The organism is Pseudomonas sp. NPDC087690, from assembly GCF_044743175.1.
Classification (GTDB): Bacteria; Pseudomonadota; Gammaproteobacteria; order Pseudomonadales; family Pseudomonadaceae; genus Aquipseudomonas.
In genome coordinates this window covers 33,689-52,735 of the sequence record NZ_JBIUVX010000035.1, presented here as the reverse complement: position 1 = coordinate 52,735, position 19,047 = coordinate 33,689, and the positions used below count along the sequence as shown (strand labels likewise).

General features: G+C 58.5%; 20 protein-coding genes. 14 read left to right on the top strand and 6 right to left on the bottom strand.

The genetic code is table 11. The annotated features are described in order from the left end of the window. The 6 genes from ACIPIZ_RS23760 to ACIPIZ_RS23735 all read left to right on the top strand — a co-directional run. Positions 1–76, top strand: a 76-nt coding sequence (locus ACIPIZ_RS23760; RefSeq protein ID WP_401167792.1) for a hypothetical protein, incomplete at its 5' end; no start/stop codon positions are given. A gap of 421 nt (positions 77–497) precedes the next feature. Then, on the top strand, positions 498–1,811 hold the full coding sequence (gene brnQ / locus ACIPIZ_RS23755; protein ID WP_122593485.1) for a branched-chain amino acid transport system II carrier protein: 1,314 nt from the start codon (positions 498–500) through the stop codon (positions 1,809–1,811). 257 nt (positions 1,812–2,068) lie between these two features. Next, the gene (locus ACIPIZ_RS23750) at positions 2,069–2,806 is read left to right on the top strand and encodes a DUF599 domain-containing protein (protein WP_064390957.1); all 738 of its coding nucleotides are present in this window, start codon (positions 2,069–2,071) and stop codon (positions 2,804–2,806) included. Beyond that, on the top strand, positions 2,806–3,207 hold the full coding sequence (locus tag ACIPIZ_RS23745) for an MAPEG family protein (protein WP_105709276.1): 402 nt from the start codon (positions 2,806–2,808) through the stop codon (positions 3,205–3,207). The genes ACIPIZ_RS23750 and ACIPIZ_RS23745 overlap by 1 nt, the downstream gene beginning before the upstream one ends. Positions 3,208–3,280: 73 nt before the next feature. After that, positions 3,281–4,141 carry a hypothetical protein gene (locus tag ACIPIZ_RS23740; RefSeq protein ID WP_401167787.1) on the top strand — a complete coding sequence of 287 codons (861 nt, stop codon included), beginning with the start codon at positions 3,281–3,283 and terminating at the stop codon, positions 4,139–4,141. Positions 4,142–4,215: 74 nt separating this feature from the next. Next, complete coding sequence (locus ACIPIZ_RS23735; RefSeq protein WP_224790790.1) at positions 4,216–4,806, top strand: hypothetical protein; 591 nt, start codon at positions 4,216–4,218, stop codon at positions 4,804–4,806. 78 nt (positions 4,807–4,884) lie between these two features. On the opposite strand, the gene ACIPIZ_RS23730 is transcribed toward ACIPIZ_RS23735, so the two are convergent. Beyond that, positions 4,885–5,121 (bottom strand): hypothetical protein, encoded by a 237-nt coding sequence (locus ACIPIZ_RS23730; protein WP_008082962.1) that lies wholly within the window; start codon positions 5,119–5,121, stop codon positions 4,885–4,887. 158 nt (positions 5,122–5,279) lie between these two features. Between ACIPIZ_RS23730 and ACIPIZ_RS23725 the strand changes: the two genes are divergently transcribed. The 4 genes from ACIPIZ_RS23725 to ACIPIZ_RS23710 all read left to right on the top strand — a co-directional run bounded on the left by ACIPIZ_RS23725 (position 5,280) and on the right by ACIPIZ_RS23710 (position 8,989). Then, positions 5,280–5,756: a PaaI family thioesterase gene (locus ACIPIZ_RS23725; protein ID WP_150647098.1), complete on the top strand. Its 477-nt coding sequence runs from the start codon at positions 5,280–5,282 to the stop codon at positions 5,754–5,756. Further along, positions 5,753–6,205, top strand: a complete 453-nt coding sequence (locus tag ACIPIZ_RS23720) for a PaaI family thioesterase (RefSeq protein WP_401167782.1) — start codon at positions 5,753–5,755, stop codon at positions 6,203–6,205. The genes ACIPIZ_RS23725 and ACIPIZ_RS23720 overlap by 4 nt, the downstream gene beginning before the upstream one ends. An 82-nt stretch (positions 6,206–6,287) precedes the next feature. Next, positions 6,288–8,192 carry a molecular chaperone HtpG gene (gene htpG, locus ACIPIZ_RS23715; protein WP_034156253.1) on the top strand — a complete coding sequence of 635 codons (1,905 nt, stop codon included), beginning with the start codon at positions 6,288–6,290 and terminating at the stop codon, positions 8,190–8,192. Positions 8,193–8,260: 68 nt separating this feature from the next. Continuing rightward, positions 8,261–8,989 (top strand): dienelactone hydrolase family protein, encoded by a 729-nt coding sequence (locus tag ACIPIZ_RS23710; protein WP_401167779.1) that lies wholly within the window; start codon positions 8,261–8,263, stop codon positions 8,987–8,989. A 352-nt stretch (positions 8,990–9,341) separates the two neighbouring features. Here the strand turns inward: ACIPIZ_RS23710 and ACIPIZ_RS23705 are convergent, their stop codons facing one another. Continuing rightward, positions 9,342–10,208, bottom strand: a complete 867-nt coding sequence (locus ACIPIZ_RS23705; RefSeq protein WP_401167776.1) for a pirin family protein — start codon at positions 10,206–10,208, stop codon at positions 9,342–9,344. 61 nt (positions 10,209–10,269) lie between these two features. After that, positions 10,270–10,686, bottom strand: coding sequence for an OsmC family protein (locus ACIPIZ_RS23700; RefSeq protein ID WP_016986397.1), 417 nt, complete (start codon positions 10,684–10,686; stop codon positions 10,270–10,272). Positions 10,687–10,815: 129 nt separating this feature from the next. Here ACIPIZ_RS23700 and ACIPIZ_RS23695 point away from each other — a divergent pair, with 129 nt between their 5' ends. After that, entirely contained in the window at positions 10,816–11,862 is a 1,047-nt protein-coding gene (locus tag ACIPIZ_RS23695) for an amidohydrolase family protein (protein ID WP_150647101.1), read from the top strand. Positions 11,863–12,000: 138 nt separating this feature from the next. Beyond that, complete coding sequence (locus tag ACIPIZ_RS23690) at positions 12,001–13,626, top strand: methyl-accepting chemotaxis protein (RefSeq protein WP_150647102.1); 1,626 nt, start codon at positions 12,001–12,003, stop codon at positions 13,624–13,626. Positions 13,627–13,900: 274 nt separating this feature from the next. Here the strand turns inward: ACIPIZ_RS23690 and ACIPIZ_RS23685 are convergent, their stop codons facing one another. Genes ACIPIZ_RS23685 through purM form a run of 3 tightly spaced genes read right to left on the bottom strand, consistent with a single transcriptional unit; the run spans position 13,901 to position 16,331 of the window. Beyond that, on the bottom strand, positions 13,901–14,614 hold the full coding sequence (locus tag ACIPIZ_RS23685) for a DUF3108 domain-containing protein (protein WP_064390947.1): 714 nt from the start codon (positions 14,612–14,614) through the stop codon (positions 13,901–13,903). An 8-nt stretch (positions 14,615–14,622) separates the two neighbouring features. Continuing rightward, positions 14,623–15,273, bottom strand: a complete 651-nt coding sequence (gene purN, locus ACIPIZ_RS23680; protein ID WP_401167771.1) for a phosphoribosylglycinamide formyltransferase — start codon at positions 15,271–15,273, stop codon at positions 14,623–14,625. Beyond that, positions 15,273–16,331, bottom strand: a complete 1,059-nt coding sequence (gene purM, locus ACIPIZ_RS23675; protein WP_053118528.1) for a phosphoribosylformylglycinamidine cyclo-ligase — start codon at positions 16,329–16,331, stop codon at positions 15,273–15,275. Before purM ends, purN begins: the two co-directional genes overlap by 1 nt. Positions 16,332–16,704: 373 nt before the next feature. Here purM and ACIPIZ_RS23670 point away from each other — a divergent pair, with 373 nt between their 5' ends. Together ACIPIZ_RS23670 and ACIPIZ_RS23665 are read left to right on the top strand one after the other, a co-directional pair. Continuing rightward, positions 16,705–17,763 carry a DUF2066 domain-containing protein gene (locus ACIPIZ_RS23670; RefSeq protein WP_064390945.1) on the top strand — a complete coding sequence of 353 codons (1,059 nt, stop codon included), beginning with the start codon at positions 16,705–16,707 and terminating at the stop codon, positions 17,761–17,763. A 34-nt stretch (positions 17,764–17,797) separates the two neighbouring features. Further along, the gene (locus ACIPIZ_RS23665; RefSeq protein WP_105709287.1) at positions 17,798–18,871 is read left to right on the top strand and encodes an AI-2E family transporter; all 1,074 of its coding nucleotides are present in this window, start codon (positions 17,798–17,800) and stop codon (positions 18,869–18,871) included. The last annotated feature ends 176 nt before the right edge of the window (positions 18,872–19,047 follow it).

Genomic DNA, 19,047 nt, shown 5'->3' with positions numbered 1-19,047 from the left:
AGGCGTTAAAACCGTGCGTTCGCTGGCAGACATCGGCAAGGCCCTGGCCGAGCTGACCGGTTGGGCTGTCAAGTAAGCCTCGCGCTTAGCTGACGCTTCACCAAACAAAGGCCACCTTCGGGTGGCCTTTGTCGTTTCTGCAATTTGGAAGATCAAAAGATCGTCCGATCGCGGCCCGAGCCTTCGGCAGCTCCTACATGGGAATACTTCCATCCTCATGTAGGAGCTGCCGCAGGCTGCGATCTTTTGATCTTTGCCCTGCCAACGAAAAATAGATACGTAAACGCGACACGAAGACGTCGCGTATCGGATAGTTCGCCCTCTAACAGTGCGTTTACAAGACAAATTCGTTAGGCTAGCAGCCATTTTTGCGTCTGCCGCCCACAAGGCATGCAACGCGCTTTAAGGGTCAGTCCCATACGGATCGACAGCATTTCCCTAATTACACAGGGCAATCCCCCTCTAAATTCCGATTTCAGTAGTGTGGTATTACCTTAATGAAAGTTTTGAAAGGTCAGGACATCCTGGCACTTGGCTTTATGACATTTGCCCTGTTCGTTGGGGCCGGCAACATCATCTTCCCGCCGATCGTTGGCTTGCAGGCCGGGCCTCACGTCTGGATGGCCGCGCTGGGCTTCCTGATCACCGCCGTCGGTCTGCCGGTGATCACCGTCGTCGCACTGGCCAAGGTCGGTGGGGCGATGGACGCGCTGAGCAGCCCGATCGGCAAAGTTGCCGGCGGCATTCTCGCGGCTGCGTGCTACCTGGCCGTCGGCCCGTTGTTCGCCACCCCGCGTACCGCGACCGTATCCTTCGAAGTAGGCTTGGCGCCGCTGACCGGCGAGAGCCCGCTGGCTTTGTTCCTCTACAGCTCTGTGTACTTCCTGCTGGTGTTCTTCATCTCGCTCTACCCTGGGCGTTTGCTGGACACTGTCGGCCGTTTCCTCGCGCCGCTGAAGATCATCGCGCTGGCAGTGCTCGGCATTGCCGCGTTCGCCTTGCCGGCCGGTGACATTGGCCACGGCACGCCGGAATACGTCGCGGCGCCGTTTTCCCAGGGTTTCATCAATGGTTACCTGACCATGGATACCTTGGGCGCACTGGTGTTCGGTATCGTCATCGTCAACGCGATCCGCTCGCGCGGGGTCGAGTCGCCGAAGTTGATCACCCGTTACGCGATCATCGCTGGTTTGATCGCCGGTGTCGGTCTGGCGCTGGTGTATGTCAGCCTGTTCCGCCTCGGTTCCGGCAGCCATGAAGTCGCGGTCGGCGCAACCAACGGCGCAGCGGTACTGCATGCTTACGTTCAGCACACCTTCGGTTCGCTGGGCAGCGGTTTCCTTGCGGTGCTGATCTCGCTGGCGTGTCTGGTAACGGCGGTGGGTCTGACCTGTGCCTGTGCTGAATATTTCAGTCGTGTACTGCCACTGTCCTACAAGACATTGGTGATCATCCTCGCAGCATTCTCGCTGCTGGTGTCGAACCTGGGCCTGACCAAGCTGATCGCTTTCTCGATCCCTGTGCTGACCGCGATCTACCCGCCATGCATCGTTCTGGTCGCGCTGAGCTTCTGCAAAGACTTCTGGCATGAACATGGCCGCATTCTTGGCCCGGTGATGCTGGTGTCGTTCGTCTTCGGCAGCATCGACGCGCTGAAAGGTGCTGGTCTGGCCGACTGGATGCCAACGCAGCTGTCGCACCTTCCTCTTAGCGAGCAGGGCCTGGCGTGGCTGGTGCCGTGTGTGATGACTCTGGTAGTTGCAGTGGTCTGCGATCGCCTGCTGGGCAAGCGCAGCGAAGCGGTTGCCTGACGTTGGCTGACCCGCCACAAGCGGGTCTTCAGCGCTTGAACAGAAATGCCCCGTATCAATCGATACGGGGCATTTTTTATGGGCGTCAGGCAGTGTCTTTTTCCTTACGCTAACGTCGAAGCACTGCATCGCTTTCAAGTAGGCCTTCGCCTGCTCGCGATAGCGGTGTGTCAGGCAACTTCAATGGTGACTGACACACCGTTATCGCGAGCAGGCGAAGGCCTACAGGTACAGCATCTATATTCACAGGGAATTGCATGTCGTTCATCCAAGCCAATCTGATTCACCTGCTCGCCGCGTGCTGGTTTGTCATCTGCTGGGGCGGTTATACCCGTTATGCTTCGTGGAAGGGGCGCGACACCGCGTGCCTGGCCAGCGTGCTGCACCTGTACCGCGAAGACTGGATGCGCCGCATGCTGCTGCGTGACAACCGCATCGCCGACGCCAGCGTAATCGGCAATCTGGAGCGTAACGCCTCGTTCTTCGCCTCCAGCACACTGATCATCCTCGCCGGCATTCTCACCGTGCTTGGCGCGTCGGAGCGCGCGGTGTCATTGCTCGCGGACATCCCGATGGTGCAGCAGGCATCGCAAGGCATGTCGGAGATCAAGCTGCTGTGTCTGGCGATGGTGTTTGTCTACGCCTTCTTCACGTTCAGTTGGTGCATGCGTCAGTACAATTTTGCGGCGGTGTTGGTCGGTTCGGCACCGATGATCGGTGAGCGGCATGTCTCCGAGCAGGAACGCAAAGCGTTCGCGGCGCGGGCGGCGCGCGTGATTTCGATGGCGGCCAACCAGTTCAACTTCGGTTTGCGCTCCTACTACTTCGGCATGACCATGCTGGCGTGGTTCGTCAGTCCGTGGCTGTTCATGTTGATGAGCGCCGGTGTGGTACTGGTCCTGTACCGTCGCGAGTTTCATTCCGACGTTCTCGATGTCATGGTCTATACCCCTACAGAAGCACCCATTCCCGAGACAACCAAGGAGGTCGCTTGATGAGTATTCCGTTCTGGTGTGTGTTTATCACAGCGCTGTTGATCTACATCGCGCGCATGCCGGTGGGCAAGGCCATGAAAGAGCAGGGTGGTTACAACAATCACCTGCCACGTCAGCAACAGGCGCAACTGACCGGTTACGGCGCGCGGGCGCTGGCGGCGCATCAGAATACGATCGAAGCGTTCATGTTGTTTGCGGTCGGTGTGTTGATGGCGCACACCACGCAGACGGCGGGATGGCTGATTGATGCGCTGGCGATCATTTTTGTCATCGCGCGAATCATCTACTTGTGGCTCTATCTGGCCGACCTGCCCAAACTGCGCAGTCTGGTGTGGCTGGTCGGTCTGGTGTGTTCGTTGTTGCTGATGGTCAGTCCGACGTTCAGAACGGTATTGCTCTGAACGAAGATCTGCCGGCCAGGCAGACTATTGGGCATCAGCCGAGCCGGCGTCGGTTTTTCATGGAAGGCAGTTCTTGAACGGATTTCAACCGCGTAAATCACCCTTGCGCCGATTCGGCCGGTGGATAGGGGCGCTAATGCTGGGGACTGCGCTAGCGCAGGCCGCGCCATCCGCCCAGCCAGAGGTGCCCGGGGCAAAGCGCCTGGGCGATTTCCTCATTCGTCCGACGCAAAACAGTCTGTATGGTCCGGGGCCGCACTACACCATCATGTTTCGCTCGCAGGAGTACTGGCCTTTCGGCGTGAACGTCGTCAAGGGTGTGCGGCCGATCAAGGCGCAACACGAAGGCCAGCCGATGCTTCTGGCGATCACTTCACGCGCCGACAGCGTCGGCACACTGCTGATCAGTGTGCAAAACGGCACGCCGCTGTCACGCCTCCTCAGCCCGCTCCAGGATGAAAATTTTCCCGACTGGGGCGTGCCGCAGCCCGGCCGTGAGGACCTGTTGCTGTTCGCCGAATCCGGTCTTGCGCTGGATACTCGAACCGGTGAGGTGCTGTGGTTCGACACCGCCGTCAAAGGCAGCGGTTACCGGGTTGTCGGGACGCTGATGTCGGTGTCTCCCGACAATAAAGTGGCCGCGTATCTGCGCTTCAAGGAAATACTGGTGGCCGGGCGCGAGGACGGCCTGGTAGCCGCTTACAAATTGCCGGCCGACGCCAATGTCGGTGAATTGGCCGACATCTTCAAAAGCGCTTACGCGCAAGCGGCCCAGGCGATCAAGGATGGCGTGCCCCACGTTAATAATCACCGACAGGCTCGGGACATGCAGATTGCCTGGTTTGCACAGCGCTTCCATTGGCAGGCCAAAAACGACACGTGGGAACTGATTGGCCGCGGCCTCGGTCCCGCATTACCCCTTTCCGAGCGCTGAGCCTGATGAACAATTCACGGTCGGGTCACGGACTCTTGCTGTTGATGGCAATGGCGGCATCTCTGGGAGGTTGCGTGAGTAACAATGGCGCAACCGACAGAGAGTTTCTCTCGGAGAATCTGGATGCCAGCAAGGCGCTGCTGACGTTTGACGTCGAGTTCGCGCTGGCCCCGGATTACCAGCCATCGCAGAATAAATTTCACGGCGATGAGCGCATCACTTACGGCGGTATCCCGTACATCGAAGTGCCTTATTTTCAGAAAGGCCTGAACGTCAAACAGGGTCTGACCGGGCTGCCCTACATCCTGCCCATTCCCTACCCGAAAGCCGAGATCGAAAATGGCCGCAGCGATTTCAAGGTATTCGGCCAGCGTCTGAATGAACAACGCTATCGTTTTGTCGTGCCGACGAAATCAATGTGGAACAGTGGCCATACCTTCGCGTTGTTGTTTGAGCGTCGCAAGCGGCATGAAACGATCACGTTTCGCTTTGACGACAAAACGTCCTGTGCAACGTCTTTGAACGTGACAACGCCGCAGTACGGTTATGCACTCTCCGTCAGTGCCAAGTTCAATAACGACATGGGTTGTTTGAAAGTGTGTGATGGACGACCGGGGTATCCTGGGGACTGTGCCTTTCAGCCGCCGCCAACTAGTGGCGGGTAACGCTGACCTGGCAATAAATCACAGGCAAAAGAAAACCCGCACTTGGCGGGTTTTCTTTTTTCGGCAGCAAAAAGCGAATTATTGCTTCTTGGCAGCTTCGTCTTGCGCAGCAGCGTTCGATTCAGCCTGAGCTTTGGCAGCTTCGGCGTTTTCTTTCGCAGCGTCGTTCACTTTATCCTGAGCTTTGTTCATGTCTTGCTGAGCTTGTTCAGCATGTTGGTTGGCATCTTGAGCTTTGTCCTCGGATTTTTTATCGCAGGCAGCGAGACCGAGGGAAGCGGTCAACATCAAGGCAATAGCTAAAGTCTTACGCATGGGGTGTTTCTCCTTATGGAAAATAACTACTGGCTTTAAGAGCTTGGCGCCGAGGGTTAAGTTCCTCATTTCTTTCAGATATATAAGTTTGTTTTTACAGGGAACTTTTGCTGTATTGCTTACTACTGGCAATTGGCTCTAATGAGAGTAATTATCAAATGTCCGAAAACCCCGTTTTTGAGCGTGCGACGCGATTTTTATCGGCACTGCGTCATTGTCAGGTGCTCGGCTTAGAGGTGCACAGCGCCTCTGCCGAAGGGCTAACGGTGATCTTGCCGTACAGCGAAAAAATCGTCGGCAACCCACAGACCGGAGTCATTCATGGCGGGGCGATTACTTCATTGATGGACACCGCCTGCGGGATGTCGACCCTGTGCGTGTTGCCGGAATTCGAGGTCTGCCCGACCCTCGATCTACGCATCGACTATATGCACGCCGCTGAACCGAACAAAGATGTCTATGGCTTCGCTCAGTGCTATCGGGTGACCACTGATGTGATCTTCGCGCGCGGTTTCGCTTATCAGGACGATCCTGAACAGCCGATCGCCCATGTGGTCGGCACTTTCATGCGCATGGGCAAGGGCCTCAAAGGCACCAGGGGGTTTGGCGGCGTGATCAAGGGAGCAGCCGAATGAGCGATAACCTCAAGCAGCAACTGCATCAGGCCCACGCGCTGGGCGACTATGCGCCATTGCTGAGGTTGATCCCGTATGCCGGGCTGATCGGCATCGAATGTTCACGGGTCGGCGACGACTTGCTGTTCAAGCTGCCCGCAAACAAGGACAACATTGGTAACCCTTTATTGCCGGCAATTCACGGAGGGGTAATTGCCGGGTTCATGGAGTTGGCCGCAGCCCTTCACCTGCTGATCTTCACCGAAACGCCGGGTGTGCCGAAGATTATCGACTTTTCCCTCGATTACCTGCGCGCCGGCCAGTTCCGCGATACCTGGGCCAGATGTCAGGTCTGCCGTCAGGGGCGCCGCGTTGCCAACGTCGCCATCACGGCCTGGCAAAGCACCGAAAGCGAACCGATTGCCACCGCCCGTGCGCATTTCAAAATCGATGAGCCCTTGAAATCCTGAACAGCGCCCCAAACTCACAAGACAACCCGCCGCCGACCATTTCGGGTCGCGGCCACTGCCATCTGATTGGAGTTTGATGACCATGAGTGTGGAAACTCAAAAGGAAACCCTGGGCTTCCAGACCGAGGTAAAGCAGCTGCTGCACCTCATGATCCATTCGCTGTATTCCAACAAGGAAATTTTCCTTCGCGAATTGATCTCGAACGCCTCTGACGCTGTCGACAAGCTGCGCTTCGAAGCCCTGGCCAAGCCGGAATTGCTTGAGGGCGGCGCTGATCTGAAAATCCGTGTGAGCTTCGACAAAGACGCCAAGACCGTCACCCTCGAAGACAACGGTATCGGCATGAACCGTGACGATGTGATCACCCACCTGGGTACCATCGCCAAATCGGGCACCGCCGATTTCATGAAAAACCTCTCGGGCGATCAGAAGAAAGATTCGCACTTGATCGGCCAGTTCGGCGTAGGTTTCTACTCGGCGTTCATCGTGGCCGACCAGGTTGACGTGTACAGCCGTCGCGCCGGCACTCCGGCCAGCGAAGGCGTGCACTGGTCGTCGAAAGGCGAGGGCGAGTTCGAAGTCGCCACCATCGACAAGCCAGAGCGCGGCACCCGCATCGTCCTGCACCTGAAAGCCGCTGAAGACGAATTCGCCGATGGCTGGCGCCTGCGCAACATCATCAAGAAGTACTCCGACCACATCGCTTTGCCGATCGAGTTGCCGAAAGAAGCGGCTGCTGCCGAAGGCGAAGAAGCTCCAGCCGTTGAATGGGAAACCGTCAACCGCGCCAGCGCCCTGTGGACCCGTCCGCGCACTGAAGTGAAGGACGAGGAATACCAGGAGTTCTACAAGCATATCGCTCACGACTTTGAGAACCCGCTGGCCTGGAGCCACAACAAAGTCGAAGGCAAGCTCGAATATAGCTCGCTGCTGTACGTGCCGGCCCGCGCACCGTTCGACCTGTACCAGCGTGAAGCGCCGAAAGGCCTGAAGCTGTACGTGCAGCGCGTGTTCGTCATGGATCAGGCCGAGTCGTTCCTGCCCCTGTACCTGCGCTTCATCAAGGGCGTGGTCGATTCCAACGACCTGTCGCTGAACGTGTCGCGGGAAATTCTGCAGAAAGACCCGATCATCGATTCGATGAAAACCGCGCTGACCAAGCGCGTGCTCGACATGCTGGAAAAACTGGCGAAAAACGAGCCTGAGCAATACAAAGGCTTCTGGAAGAATTTCGGTCAGGTCATGAAAGAAGGCCCGGCTGAAGACTTCGCCAACAAAGAAAAAATTGCCGGTCTGCTGCGTTTCGCATCGACCAACGGCGATGACGGCGAGCAGATCGTTGGTCTGGCTGACTACCTGGCCCGCGCCAAGGAAGGTCAGGACAAGATCTACTACCTCACCGGCGAAACCTACGCGCAGGTCAAGAACAGCCCGCACCTGGAAGTCTTCCGCAAAAAAGGCATCGAAGTGCTGCTGCTGACCGACCGCATCGACGAGTGGCTGATGAGTTACCTCAGCGAGTTCGACGGCAAGACTTTCGTTGACGTGGCTCGTGGTGATCTCGATCTGGGCAACCTGGACTCGGAAGAGGACAAGAAAGCCGCAGAAGAAGTCGCCAAGTCCAAAGAAGGTCTGGTTGAGCGTCTGAAAACCGCGCTGGGCGATTCCGTGGCGGAAGTCCGCGTATCGCATCGTCTGACCGATTCGCCGGCCATTCTGGCCATCGGCGAGCAGGATCTGGGTCTGCAAATGCGTCAGATCCTCGAAGCCAGCGGTCAGAAGGTTCCGGATTCGAAACCGATTTTCGAATTCAACCCAAGCCACCCGCTGATCGAGAAACTCGATGGCGAGCAGAGCGAAGAGCGTTTTGGCGACCTGTCGCACATCCTCTTCGATCAGGCAGCCCTGGCTGCTGGCGACAGCCTGAAGGATCCGGCCGCGTATGTGCGCCGTCTGAACAAGCTGCTGGTTGAACTGTCGGTTTAACCAAGTCGTAGAAAAACCCGCTTCGGCGGGTTTTTTCATTCTGGTGTTTAACCAATCAGGAGTCAGAAATGAGCCAAGTCACTGTACGTTCCGTGGTCTATCAGATCGACGGCAAGCCTTATGAAGGTCGTCTGGCGTTCGACGCCGAGCACAAGGGCGCGCGTCCGGGTTTGTTGATGGCGCCGAACTGGATGGGCGTCAGCGCCGGTGCCGAAGAAATCGCCAAGTCGGTGGCGGCCGAGGGCTACGTGGTGTTGATTGCGGATGTTTACGGTCAGGCGGTTCGTCCGCAAAACGCCGATCAGGCTGGCGCGGCGATGATGCCGTTGAAGGATGATCGTGCGTTGCTGCGCACGCGTATGCAGGCGGCGTTCGAGCAATTGCAGAAGCAGGGCGAGGCGGCGGTTGATACGTCGAAGCTGGCGGTGTTCGGTTTCTGCTTTGGCGGTTGCTGTGCGCTGGATCTGGCCCGCACTGGCGCGCCGGTGAAAGCGGCGGTGTCGTTCCATGGCACGCTGGATTCGCCAAACCCGGCGGATGCACAAAACATCAAGGGCTCGGTGCTGGTGCTGCACGGTGCTTCTGATCCATTGGTGCCGAAGGAGCAATTGCCGGCGTTTGAAGACGAGATGAATGCGGCGAACGTGGATTGGCAGCTGTTGAGCTATGGCGGTGCGGTGCACTCTTTTACCGATCCGCATGCGAATGTGCCGGGCAAGATGATGTACGACGCGAAGACCGCCAAGCGCGCGTTCAAGTCGATGCATGATTTGCTGGATGAAGTGTTCAAGGGCTGAAAAGCGAAGAGCCCCTCACCCTAACCCTCTCCCAAAGGGAGAGGGGACTGATTGGGGGAGGCTGATGAGTTACACCGACCTGACAGTGTCTTGGTGAATCTATAATCGCCAAGATTTTTCAGGTCGATGTATGACTCAAGACACCTCGGTCGGCCCCCTCTCCCTCCGGGCGGTCCGACGTTTCGGGAGGGCTGGGGTGAGGGTGCTGATGGTGGACGCTCAATCAATGCGCCGACCTGATAGGGCATTACCGAATCCATAATCGATAAGGTCTTTCAGGTCGGCGTATAACCTGAGACAGCTCGGTCGGCCCCCTCTCCCTCCGGGAGAGGGCTGGGGTGAGGGTAGCTTTTCAGCGCGGCAACTCGATCCGCTCAATTTCCCCCGGCACCGTCGGCCAATCCCTAGCCGCCCACTTGCGCCGCGCTTCATCGATCGCCGCCGGATCGCTCGCGACAAAATTCCAGTTGATCCGCCGAGGCCCGTCCAGCGGCGCGCCGCCGAACACCACCGCGTGCACATCACTTTCGGCAAACAGACTCATCTCTTCCCCGGCCGGCAACACCACCAGCGCGTGCGGCTCAATCGCTTCACCATTCAACTGCGCATCCCCACTCAACACATACACCGCCCGCTCTTCATGCTCGTTCGGAATCAGCAGCGTGGTCGCCGTTTGCATCTTCACTTCTGCATACAGCGTAGGAGAAAGTACTGGCACCGGCGATTCCAGGCAAAAGCCTGACCCGGCAATCATGCGAATCTGTACGCCAAGGTTATCGCTGACCGGTAAGGTTGCCGACGGGTGATGGCTGTAATGTCCCGGACCCTGCTCGTGATCCTTGGGCGAGGCCAGCCAGATCTGTAAGCCATGCATGGTGAAACTCTGATCCCACAGCGGTTCCGGCGTGCGCTCAACGTGCGCAATCGCGCTGCCAGCGGTCATCCAGCTGACATCACCGGCGCCGACCACCTGATCGGAGCCCAAGCTGTCCTTGTGCTGGATTTGTCCTTGGAACAGATATGTCAGCGTCGACAGACCGATGTGTGGATGCTGTCGGATGTTCATGCCTTTGCCCGTCGGATAAACCGTCTCGAGCATGTGATCAAAAAACACGAACGGCCCAACGCTGCGGCATTTGGCTGACGGCAAGGGGCGCAGAATCGGCTGGCCTTCGACGTCTTCGGCGCGTGGGCGGATGATCAGAGGTTGCGTGTCCATGGTGCATTCCAGGCTGAGCGGGTGATGCCAGAAGCATAACCCGCCGCTGGCATGAGGAGGGTTACTGGCTGTCGAAGCCCTGCGGTGCATGGGTTTCGATGGTCACGTCAGTGGTGGTCATCAGCTTGTGAATCGGGCAGCGGTCAGCGACGCGCAGCAACTCCTCGCGCTGAGCGTCAGTGAGCACGCCTTTGAGGGTGAGGGTGACGTGCAGGACGTATTTGCCTTTTTGTTCTTCGCTGTTGTCACGTTTGACGTCGACACCAACGCCGGTCAGCGGGATGTCTTTCTTCTTCGCGTACATCTTCAACGTCAGTGCTTTGCAGGCACCAAGGGCGGCGTCGAAGTAGTCGTGTGGCTCAGGTGCGGAGCCTTCGCCGCCGGCGGATTTCGGCACGTCGGCAAATAATTCGTGGTCATCGATCTGTACGGTGTGACGAAAACCTTCAGCGGAGACGGTATTGACGGTAACGGTCATGGGAACCTCACTGGCAGTAGGAAAAGTCGTTCAGTCAAACAAGACCTTGCAGTTATAGAGCATTCCCACCGGTACGCGTTCCACTTTCCTGCGGGGATGAACCCTTGTTGTCAGGGCGCGGTCTAGGCTATGCCTACTTGCCGGAGATTACTTGTGTCCCTGTATCGTTTGAGTCTTGCCTGTCTCATGCTGTTTGCCGGCAGTGTCAGTGCCCGCGAATACACCTACAGCGATGCGCACCTGCATTACGTGGATTTTTTCCAGGAAACTGCAGGCATGGCGAAATTGCTGACGGCCATGCAGGACAATTCCATCGAGCATGTGATGATTTCCGGAATCCCGGTGGCGAAGAAGTGGCACGAAGACGAGCCCAAGCGTCCGCGCTATTACGCAGGCGATGATGCCGATGCCTATTGGTACAGCGCGACCGACGTGATCGTTGCCGATGCAGTGCAGAAACTGCCAGCCGAAAAACGCCCTTACTTTCATCCCTTCCTGTCGGGCTTCAACCCCAACGACAAGAACTCCGCCGCACACATTCAGCGCATGCTCGATCTGTATCCGGGGTTGTGGCAGGGCATTGGTGAGGTGTTCACCCGCCATGACGACCTGACAGCGCTGACCTCTGGCGACACGCCGCGCGCCAATAACGAAGCGATGACCAAGATCTATCACTTGGCCGCCGAGAACGATCTGCCGGTGATGCTGCATTCCAACATCACCTCCAAGCGTGAGAAAAATCCTTTGTACCTGCAGGAAGTCGAGGAGCCGCTGCGCAATCACCCGCACACGCGGTTTATCTGGGCGCACGCGGGCACCAGCGCAGAAATCCATCGGCATCAGACCCAGCTGCCGTTCCTGCTGCCGACCCTGACGCGCATGCTCGAGGCTTACCCCAATCTGTTTATTGATTTGTCGTGGAGCATGCTCGCGCCGTACCTGCTGGATGAGCAGGGCAAGCCGCGCCCGGAATGGCTGGCACTGGTCGAGAAATACCCGCAGCGCTTCATGCTTGGCTCGGACGTGGTAGGGCGTTTCAACAAGCTCGGTCAGGAAATGCGCAGCTTCAAACCGTTCCTTGATGCGCTACCTGAAGACGTTGCGCGTAAAGTCGCGCGGGATAACTTTCTGGCGATCTTGCCGCGAACAGTAGTCAAGTCCGAGAAACCACGCTGAATCGTTAATGTGGTGGGTTCGAAGGATCAAGGCCTTTTGATATCGCCTTTTCGTCTTACGCAATTTTTCGCCGGGCCGATACCTTCTTAAGCAACCAGCTGCAGGGTTGATGCAGCGCTTTTGGAAGGAACCAGAGCAATGAGCATCCGTAGTCTCAATATTGCCCCGCGCGCCGGCCTCGGTTTTGGCTTGTTGGCGCTGATGGTGTTTGCCTTGGGGGCGTTCGCTTTACTGCAAATGTCGAACATGCGCGCGCAGTCCGACGAGGTCGACAACAACTGGCTGCCGAGCGTGATGGCGGTCGGTGAAATGAGCCAGGACATGCTGCGCCTGCGCGCGTTGACCATGCGTCTGTTGCTCAACCGTGATCCGCAGGCCCTTGAACAGAACGTTGCCAAGCTCAATGAGTTGCGTGGTGTGCTCAGTGAGGCGCAGCAGCGCTATGACGTGCTGATCGTGTTGCCCGAAGAGCGCAAACTGTTCGACCGCTTCAAGGTCGCCGAGCATCAGTATCTGGAGCTTCAGGCGCAGGTCATGCAGCTGTCTGCGCAGAACCAGGTGGAGGCGGCGGCGAGCATTCTCAATGGCCAGATGAGTCCGTTGGCCGATGAAATCGCCGTCATCCTGCGCGAGCTGGTTGAGATGAATAAACACAACGCCAATCTCGCCACCGAAGCGGCGCGCCTGGTGTTTATCAATTCGCGGGTGTGGGTCGGGGTGATGATCGGCATCACGGCGCTGATCACCATTGGCCTGGCGCTGTTGCTCACGCGCAGCATCGTGCTGCCGCTGGCGCAATCGTTGGGTGTGGCTGAGGTGGTGGCCGGTGGCGATCTGACGGGCGATATCAGCATCTCTGGCAAGGACGAGCCGGCGCGACTGCTGCAGGCGCTCAAGAGCATGCAGCACAACCTGCGCGACACCATCCGCCAGATCTCTGAATCGTCCAGCCAGTTGGCGTCGGCCTCCGAGGAGCTCAGTTGTGTCACTGAAGACGCCACTCGCGGGCTGCATCAGCAGAGCCTGGAAATCGAGCAGGCGGCCACAGCGGTGAATCAGATGACCGCTGCCGTTGAAGAGGTGGCGAGCAATGCGGTGGCAACCTCTGAAGCGTCGCGCGAGTCTGACCGCATTGCCCAGCATGGGCGCGAGCAGGTTCAGCAGACTGTGACGTCAATCGAATTCCTGGCCGACGATGTCACGTCCAATGCCACGCAAGTGGAAGATCTGGCGCAGAAGGTTCATGGCATCAGCAAGGTGCTGGATGTGATTCGCTCGATTGCCGAGCAGACCAATCTGCTGGCGCTGAACGCTGCCATTGAGGCGGCGCGGGCCGGTGATGCCGGGCGCGGGTTTGCGGTGGTAGCGGATGAGGTGCGAGCGCTGGCGCATCGCACGCAGCAGTCGACGCAAGAGATCGAGCAGATGATCGGCGGGATTCAGCAGGGCACCGATTCGGCGGTGAGCTCGATGCAGCAGAGCAATGTGCGGGCGCGTTCGACGCTCGAGTTGGCCAAGGCGGCCGGGACTGCACTTGAAGAGATTGCTTCGGCGTTTACTCTGATCAACGAGCGCAATCTGGTGATCGCCAGCGCATCGGAAGAGCAGGCAGCGGTGGCGCGGGAAGTGGATCGCAATCTGATGAACATTCGCGATCTGGCGATGCAGACGTCGGCGGGAGCTAATCAGACCAGTGCAGCGAGTCAGGAGCTGTCGCGGTTGGCGGTAGACCTGAACAACATGGTGGCGAAGTTTTCGGTTTGAGTTTTGCCTTCAAAAGCCCCTCACCCTAGCCCTCTCCCAGGGGGAGAGGGGACTGACCGTGGGAGATTGGCGAATTACACCGACCTGATCTTGCTTTGGTGAATCCATAATCGACTCAATTTTTCAGGTCGATGCATAGCGCCAGACATCTCGGTCAGCTCCCTCTCCCTCGGGAGAGGGCTGGGGTGAGGGGCGAGATTTGCACAAAACATTGGGCTAAAGCGCAGGCGAAAAAAAGCCCCGCTTTCGCGAGGCTCTTTGATGTAGCGGCGGTTCAGCTGCCTTTAACGGTTTTGCCGTTGACCGTGCCGTCCTGGAGCATGATGTTGTACTCCTTGCCGTCGGTTTCAACCTGTTGCAGACGAACCAGCAGGTAATCCCAATCCTTGGCGAACCACAGGACGGTGATGCGCTTGCTTTGTGTCGGGTCGCGTACGCGCTCGACCTTGATTGCATCGATCTTGCCAGCCTTGGTTTCGACTTTCTCCGAACCCAGCACGCGGAAGTCATAAGTATCGACTTCGCCGTCATCGACCACTTGATAGCTCATGGTCTTCTTGCCGGCAGCGACATCATGCTGCAGTGCCAGTTGATAGGTGGACTTGTCGACCATGCCACGGTTCAGCGGGATCTTCACCGCGTCGCCACGGTCGGTGCCGGTGACCATTTTGCTGTTCCAGTCGAAGTCCAGATCAGCCTTTTTCGCTTTGCCCAGACCGCCACGTTCAAAGTGGTAGGACTGCGGCAGCAAGGTGTCCTTGTCCAGGGTCAGGGTGCTTTCTTCACTCAGGCTGGCGATCATCATCGAGGCCTTGAAGCTGAGCTTCCAGACGCCGTTGGCTTCCTTGACCAGGCTGCGCTCGGCAGTGCCGCTCATGGGCAACTGCTTCCAGTCGGCGGTGTAGCTGGCGGAGAACGGTTGAAGGTCCGCTGCCTGCGCGAAGGGCAGGGTGAGCAGAGCACAAGCGAAGAGCAGGGCGCGACGCATAAAATCTCCTAGTGTCGAATCAAGTGGCCGCTGGCCGCGAGTAACTGGCCATCCAGTAAAGCACCGTGTTCACCGAGTGTCAGTCTGCCCTCGGCAAACCAGCGTACCGCCATCGGATAGATCAGGTGTTCCTGAGCGTGGACTCGCTGCGCGAGACTCTGCGGCGTGTCGTGCAACTCTACCGGTAATACTGCCTGTACGACCAGTGGTCCGCCGTCGAGTTCCTCGGTGACGAAGTGCACGGAGCAGCCATGCTCCGTGTCGCCGGCTTCCAGCGCGCGCTGATGAGTGTGTAACCCTTTGTATTTGGGCAACAGCGACGGGTGGATGTTGAGCAGACGCCCTTGGTAATGGCGAACGAAATCAGCGCTGAGAATGCGCATGAAACCAGCCAGCACCACGAGTTTGGGTTGGAATTCTTCGATCAGTTCGATCAGAGCAGCATCGAAGGCCTCGCGGCCTTCAAATGCCTTGTGATCCAGCGAGCGGGTAGCGATACCCGCGTCACTGGCGCGTTGCAGGCCGTAAGCGTCGGCGCGATTGGAAATCACTGCAGCGACGCGGACCGGGCTGTCGCCGGTCCGCGTGCTGTCGATCAGAGCCTGCAAGTTACTGCCGGTGCCGGACAACAGCACCACGACATCACAGGTTGCGGACATTAATGAGCCTTAAGGTTCTGCAGATCAACCTGGGCAGCGCCTTCGGCGGCAGCAGCGATCTGGCCGATGACCCACGGCTGTTCGCCAGCGTCACGCAGGGTGTTCAGCGCCACTTCAACGTGTTCCTGAGCCACGCAGATGACCATGCCGACGCCGCAGTTCAGCACGCGGTGCATCTCGGTTTCGTCAACGTTGCCTTGCTCTTGCAGCCAGTCGAAAACGGCCGGGCGAGTCCAGCTGGCTACGTCAACAACAGCCTGAGCGCCTTTTGGCAGAACGCGTGGGATGTTGTCGAGCAGGCCGCCACCGGTGATGTGGGCCATGGCTTTGACCGCGCCGGTGTCTTTGATCAGCTTGAGCAGCGGCTTCACGTAGATGCGGGTCGGGGCCATCAGCAGGTCGGTCAGCGGTTTGCCGTCGAGCTGGATGTTTTCGATGTCGGCGCCGGACACTTCGATGATCTTGCGGATCAGCGAGTAGCCGTTGGAGTGCGGGCCGGACGATGGCAGAGCGATCAGCGCGTCACCGGTGGCGACTTTCGAGCCGTCGATGATTTCCGCTTTTTCCACGACGCCAACGCAGAAACCGGCCAGGTCGTAGTCTTCGCCTTCGTACATGCCAGGCATTTCAGCGGTTTCGCCGCCAACCAGCGAGCAACCCGACAGTTCGCAGCCAGCGCCGATGCCGGTTACGACCTGAGTCGCGGTCTCGACATTCAGCTTGCCGGTGGCGTAGTAGTCGAGGAAGAACAGTGGCTCAGCGCCGCAAACGACGAGGTCGTTCACGCACATGGCAACCAGGTCGATGCCGATGCTGTCGTGCTTGTTCAGGTTCAGCGCCAAACGCAGCTTGGTGCCGACGCCATCGGTGCCGGAAACCAGTACTGGCTGCTTGTAGCCGGCCGGGATTTCGCAGAGGGCGCCGAAACCGCCCAGGCCGCCCATGACTTCCGGGCGCGCAGTGCGCTTGGCGACGCTCTTGATGCGTTCGACCAATGCTTCACCGGCGTCGATGTCTACACCGGCGTCCTTGTAGCTCAGGGAGGGTTGCTTGCTCATGATCCAGGCCTTTAGGGGAGGGGATTCAGGGGTAACGACCGAGTTCAGCGGGAACATCGAAATCGAGGGGGCGAATGCCTCACGCGAGTTTCGAGGGTCTCGGCTGTTGCCGGTCTGCGAAGGCGCGCGATTTTATCAGGCTTGAGGGGCAGCGGCCATCCTCGCACCGACGGGCAGGGCCATATCTCGGGAAATTTTTTGCAATTAAGGCCTGCGGGTGCCTGTATAAGGTGTGGCAATTAACCGTCTATCGTTATCAGTGTGCAAAAACTTATTGTCGCCGGGTGAATGTTTGGTGCTGGCAGATTGTCACAGCCTTGCTCAACCGGTTCACGCGGCCTGTTCCAGCCGCTCTTGTCGACGGGAATTCTCCATGCGTTTTTGTAAATTGTTGTTTGTGGGTTGTTTGTCTCTGCTCAGCCTGGCGAGTCACGCCGAAAATCTCAAAGGCCTCTATCAAGTGCGTGAGCCGGTCAACGGCCAGGCCCCGGAGGAGCGTGATCGCGCCACGCAGGCGGCGCTCGACACGCTGGTGTTGCGTCTGACCGGCGATCCGAAAGCTGCGCAAAACCCGGGGCTGGCGGCGATTCGCAAGGATCCGCAGCAGATCATCAGCCAGTTCGGTTTTGATGCCGGGCCGCCGGAAGTGTTGAAGGTCGATTTCGATCCGTCGTCGACCGAGCAGGCGTTGCGTCGTGCCGGGTTGTCGATGTGGGGTGCCAGTCGGCCGTCGATTCTGAGTTGGTGGCTGAATGATTCGGCTGAAGGATCGAGTCTGGTCGGCGACGGTCAAGCCGCTGCCGCGCCTTTGCGTCGCGCTGCGCAGCATCGCGGATTGCCATTGCGTTTGCCGCTGGCGGACCTAAGTGAGCAGTTGGTTGCCACTGCGCCGGCGCTTGAGGGTACGGATCCAGCCCCATTGCGCGGCGCGTCCGAGCGTTACAACGCCGATGCCTTGCTCGCGGTGCACGCTCGTGAAGAAGGCGGGCAGTGGCAGGCCAAGTGGCATTTGTGGCTGGGCGACCAGAAAGAAGCGGGCAGCGTGCAGGGGGCGGATCAGGCGGCGGTGGCTGATGCGGTCATGCTCGCGGTTGCCGAGCGGTTGGCCCCGCGTTTTGTTGCCAGGCCCGGTGCTTCAGGTCAGCAGACCCTGGAAGTGCAGGGGATGAATCTTGAACACTACGCCGCACTGTTGCGGTTACTCGAGCCGTTTGGCGTGCGTCTGCAAAGTGTTGATGGCGATCGCATCGTTTATCGGGTCAATGGCAGCGCCGATCAGATGCGCGCGCAGTTGTCGCTGGCCAAGTTGCAGGAGTTGCCGGCGGAAGCTGCGGCGCAGGTTTCAGCGCCACAGCCTGCTGTTGCAGGTGCAGCACCGGTCGCGGCTCCGGCCCCGACACCGGCGGCGCCGTCGTTGCGGTTTCGCTGGTAAGTCTTTCCTTATATAGAAGCAACAGGAGTGGTACATGGCCGATACGCGGCGTTGGTTCTGGCTCGGTGGGGTAGTCCTGCTTTGCGCGTTTGTATGGTTGCTGCACCCGATCCTCACGCCGTTTCTGGTGGCGCTGCTGCTGGCTTATCTGTTCGATCCGCTGGTTGATCGTCTGGAAAAACTCGGGCTGTCGCGAACCTGGGGCGTGATCGCGGTGTTTGCCTTGTTCACCCTGATCGTCACGGCACTGCTGTTGGTGCTGGTGCCGATGCTCGCCAAACAGTTGCTGCGTTTGTACGAACTGGCACCGCAAATGCTCGACTGGCTGCAGCACACCGCGTTGCCGTGGGCACAGGCGAAGCTGGGCCTTTCGGACGGGTTCTGGAAGTTCGACAAGGTCAAAGCGGCAATCAGTGAGCACATGGGCCAGACCACCGACATTGTCAGCGTGGTGCTGAGTCAAGCAACGGCATCCAGTCTGGCGTTGATCGGCTGGCTGGCCAATCTGGTGCTGATCCCGGTGGTGAGTTTCTACTTGCTGCGCGACTGGGACGTGATGATGGCCAAGATCCGCAGCCTGCTGCCGCGTGATCGTGAGGCAACCATCGTATCGCTGGCCGGCGAATGCCATGAGGTGCTGGGTGCATTCGTTCGTGGTCAGTTGCTGGTGATGGTCGCACTTGGGGTGATCTACGCAGCAGGCCTGATGATCGTCGGTCTCGAACTCGGTCTGTTGATCGGTTTGATCGCGGGGCTGGCGGCGATCGTGCCGTACATGGGCTTTGTGATCGGCATTGGCGCGGCGTTGATTGCCGGTCTGTTCCAGTTCGGTGGCGATCTTTATCCGATGTTCGGGATCGTCGCGGTATTCATGGTCGGTCAGGCCTTGGAAGGCATGGTGCTGACGCCATTGCTGGTGGGCGACCGGATCGGTCTGCATCCGGTGGCGGTGATCTTTGCGATTCTGGCGGGTGGTGAGCTGTTCGGGTTTACCGGTGTTTTGCTGGCGTTGCCGGTGGCTGCGGTGATCATGGTACTGGTGCGCCACGTTCACGATTTGTACAAGGATTCCGACATTTATAGTGGTGTGGACGAGCCGGAGTTGTAATCGGGGCGGACAGCCCGGCGGAAGCCGGGTTGGCCCGTGTCCTGCAGGTGCGGGCGCCAAAGAAACTGTCATAAAACCAGTGTGTTAACGCAAACCTTTGATTTTGCTTGGACTCTGTCGCATTGTGCGCTCAGCTTCACGGGTATAAACTTCGCAAACTTTACACAGAGGCCACT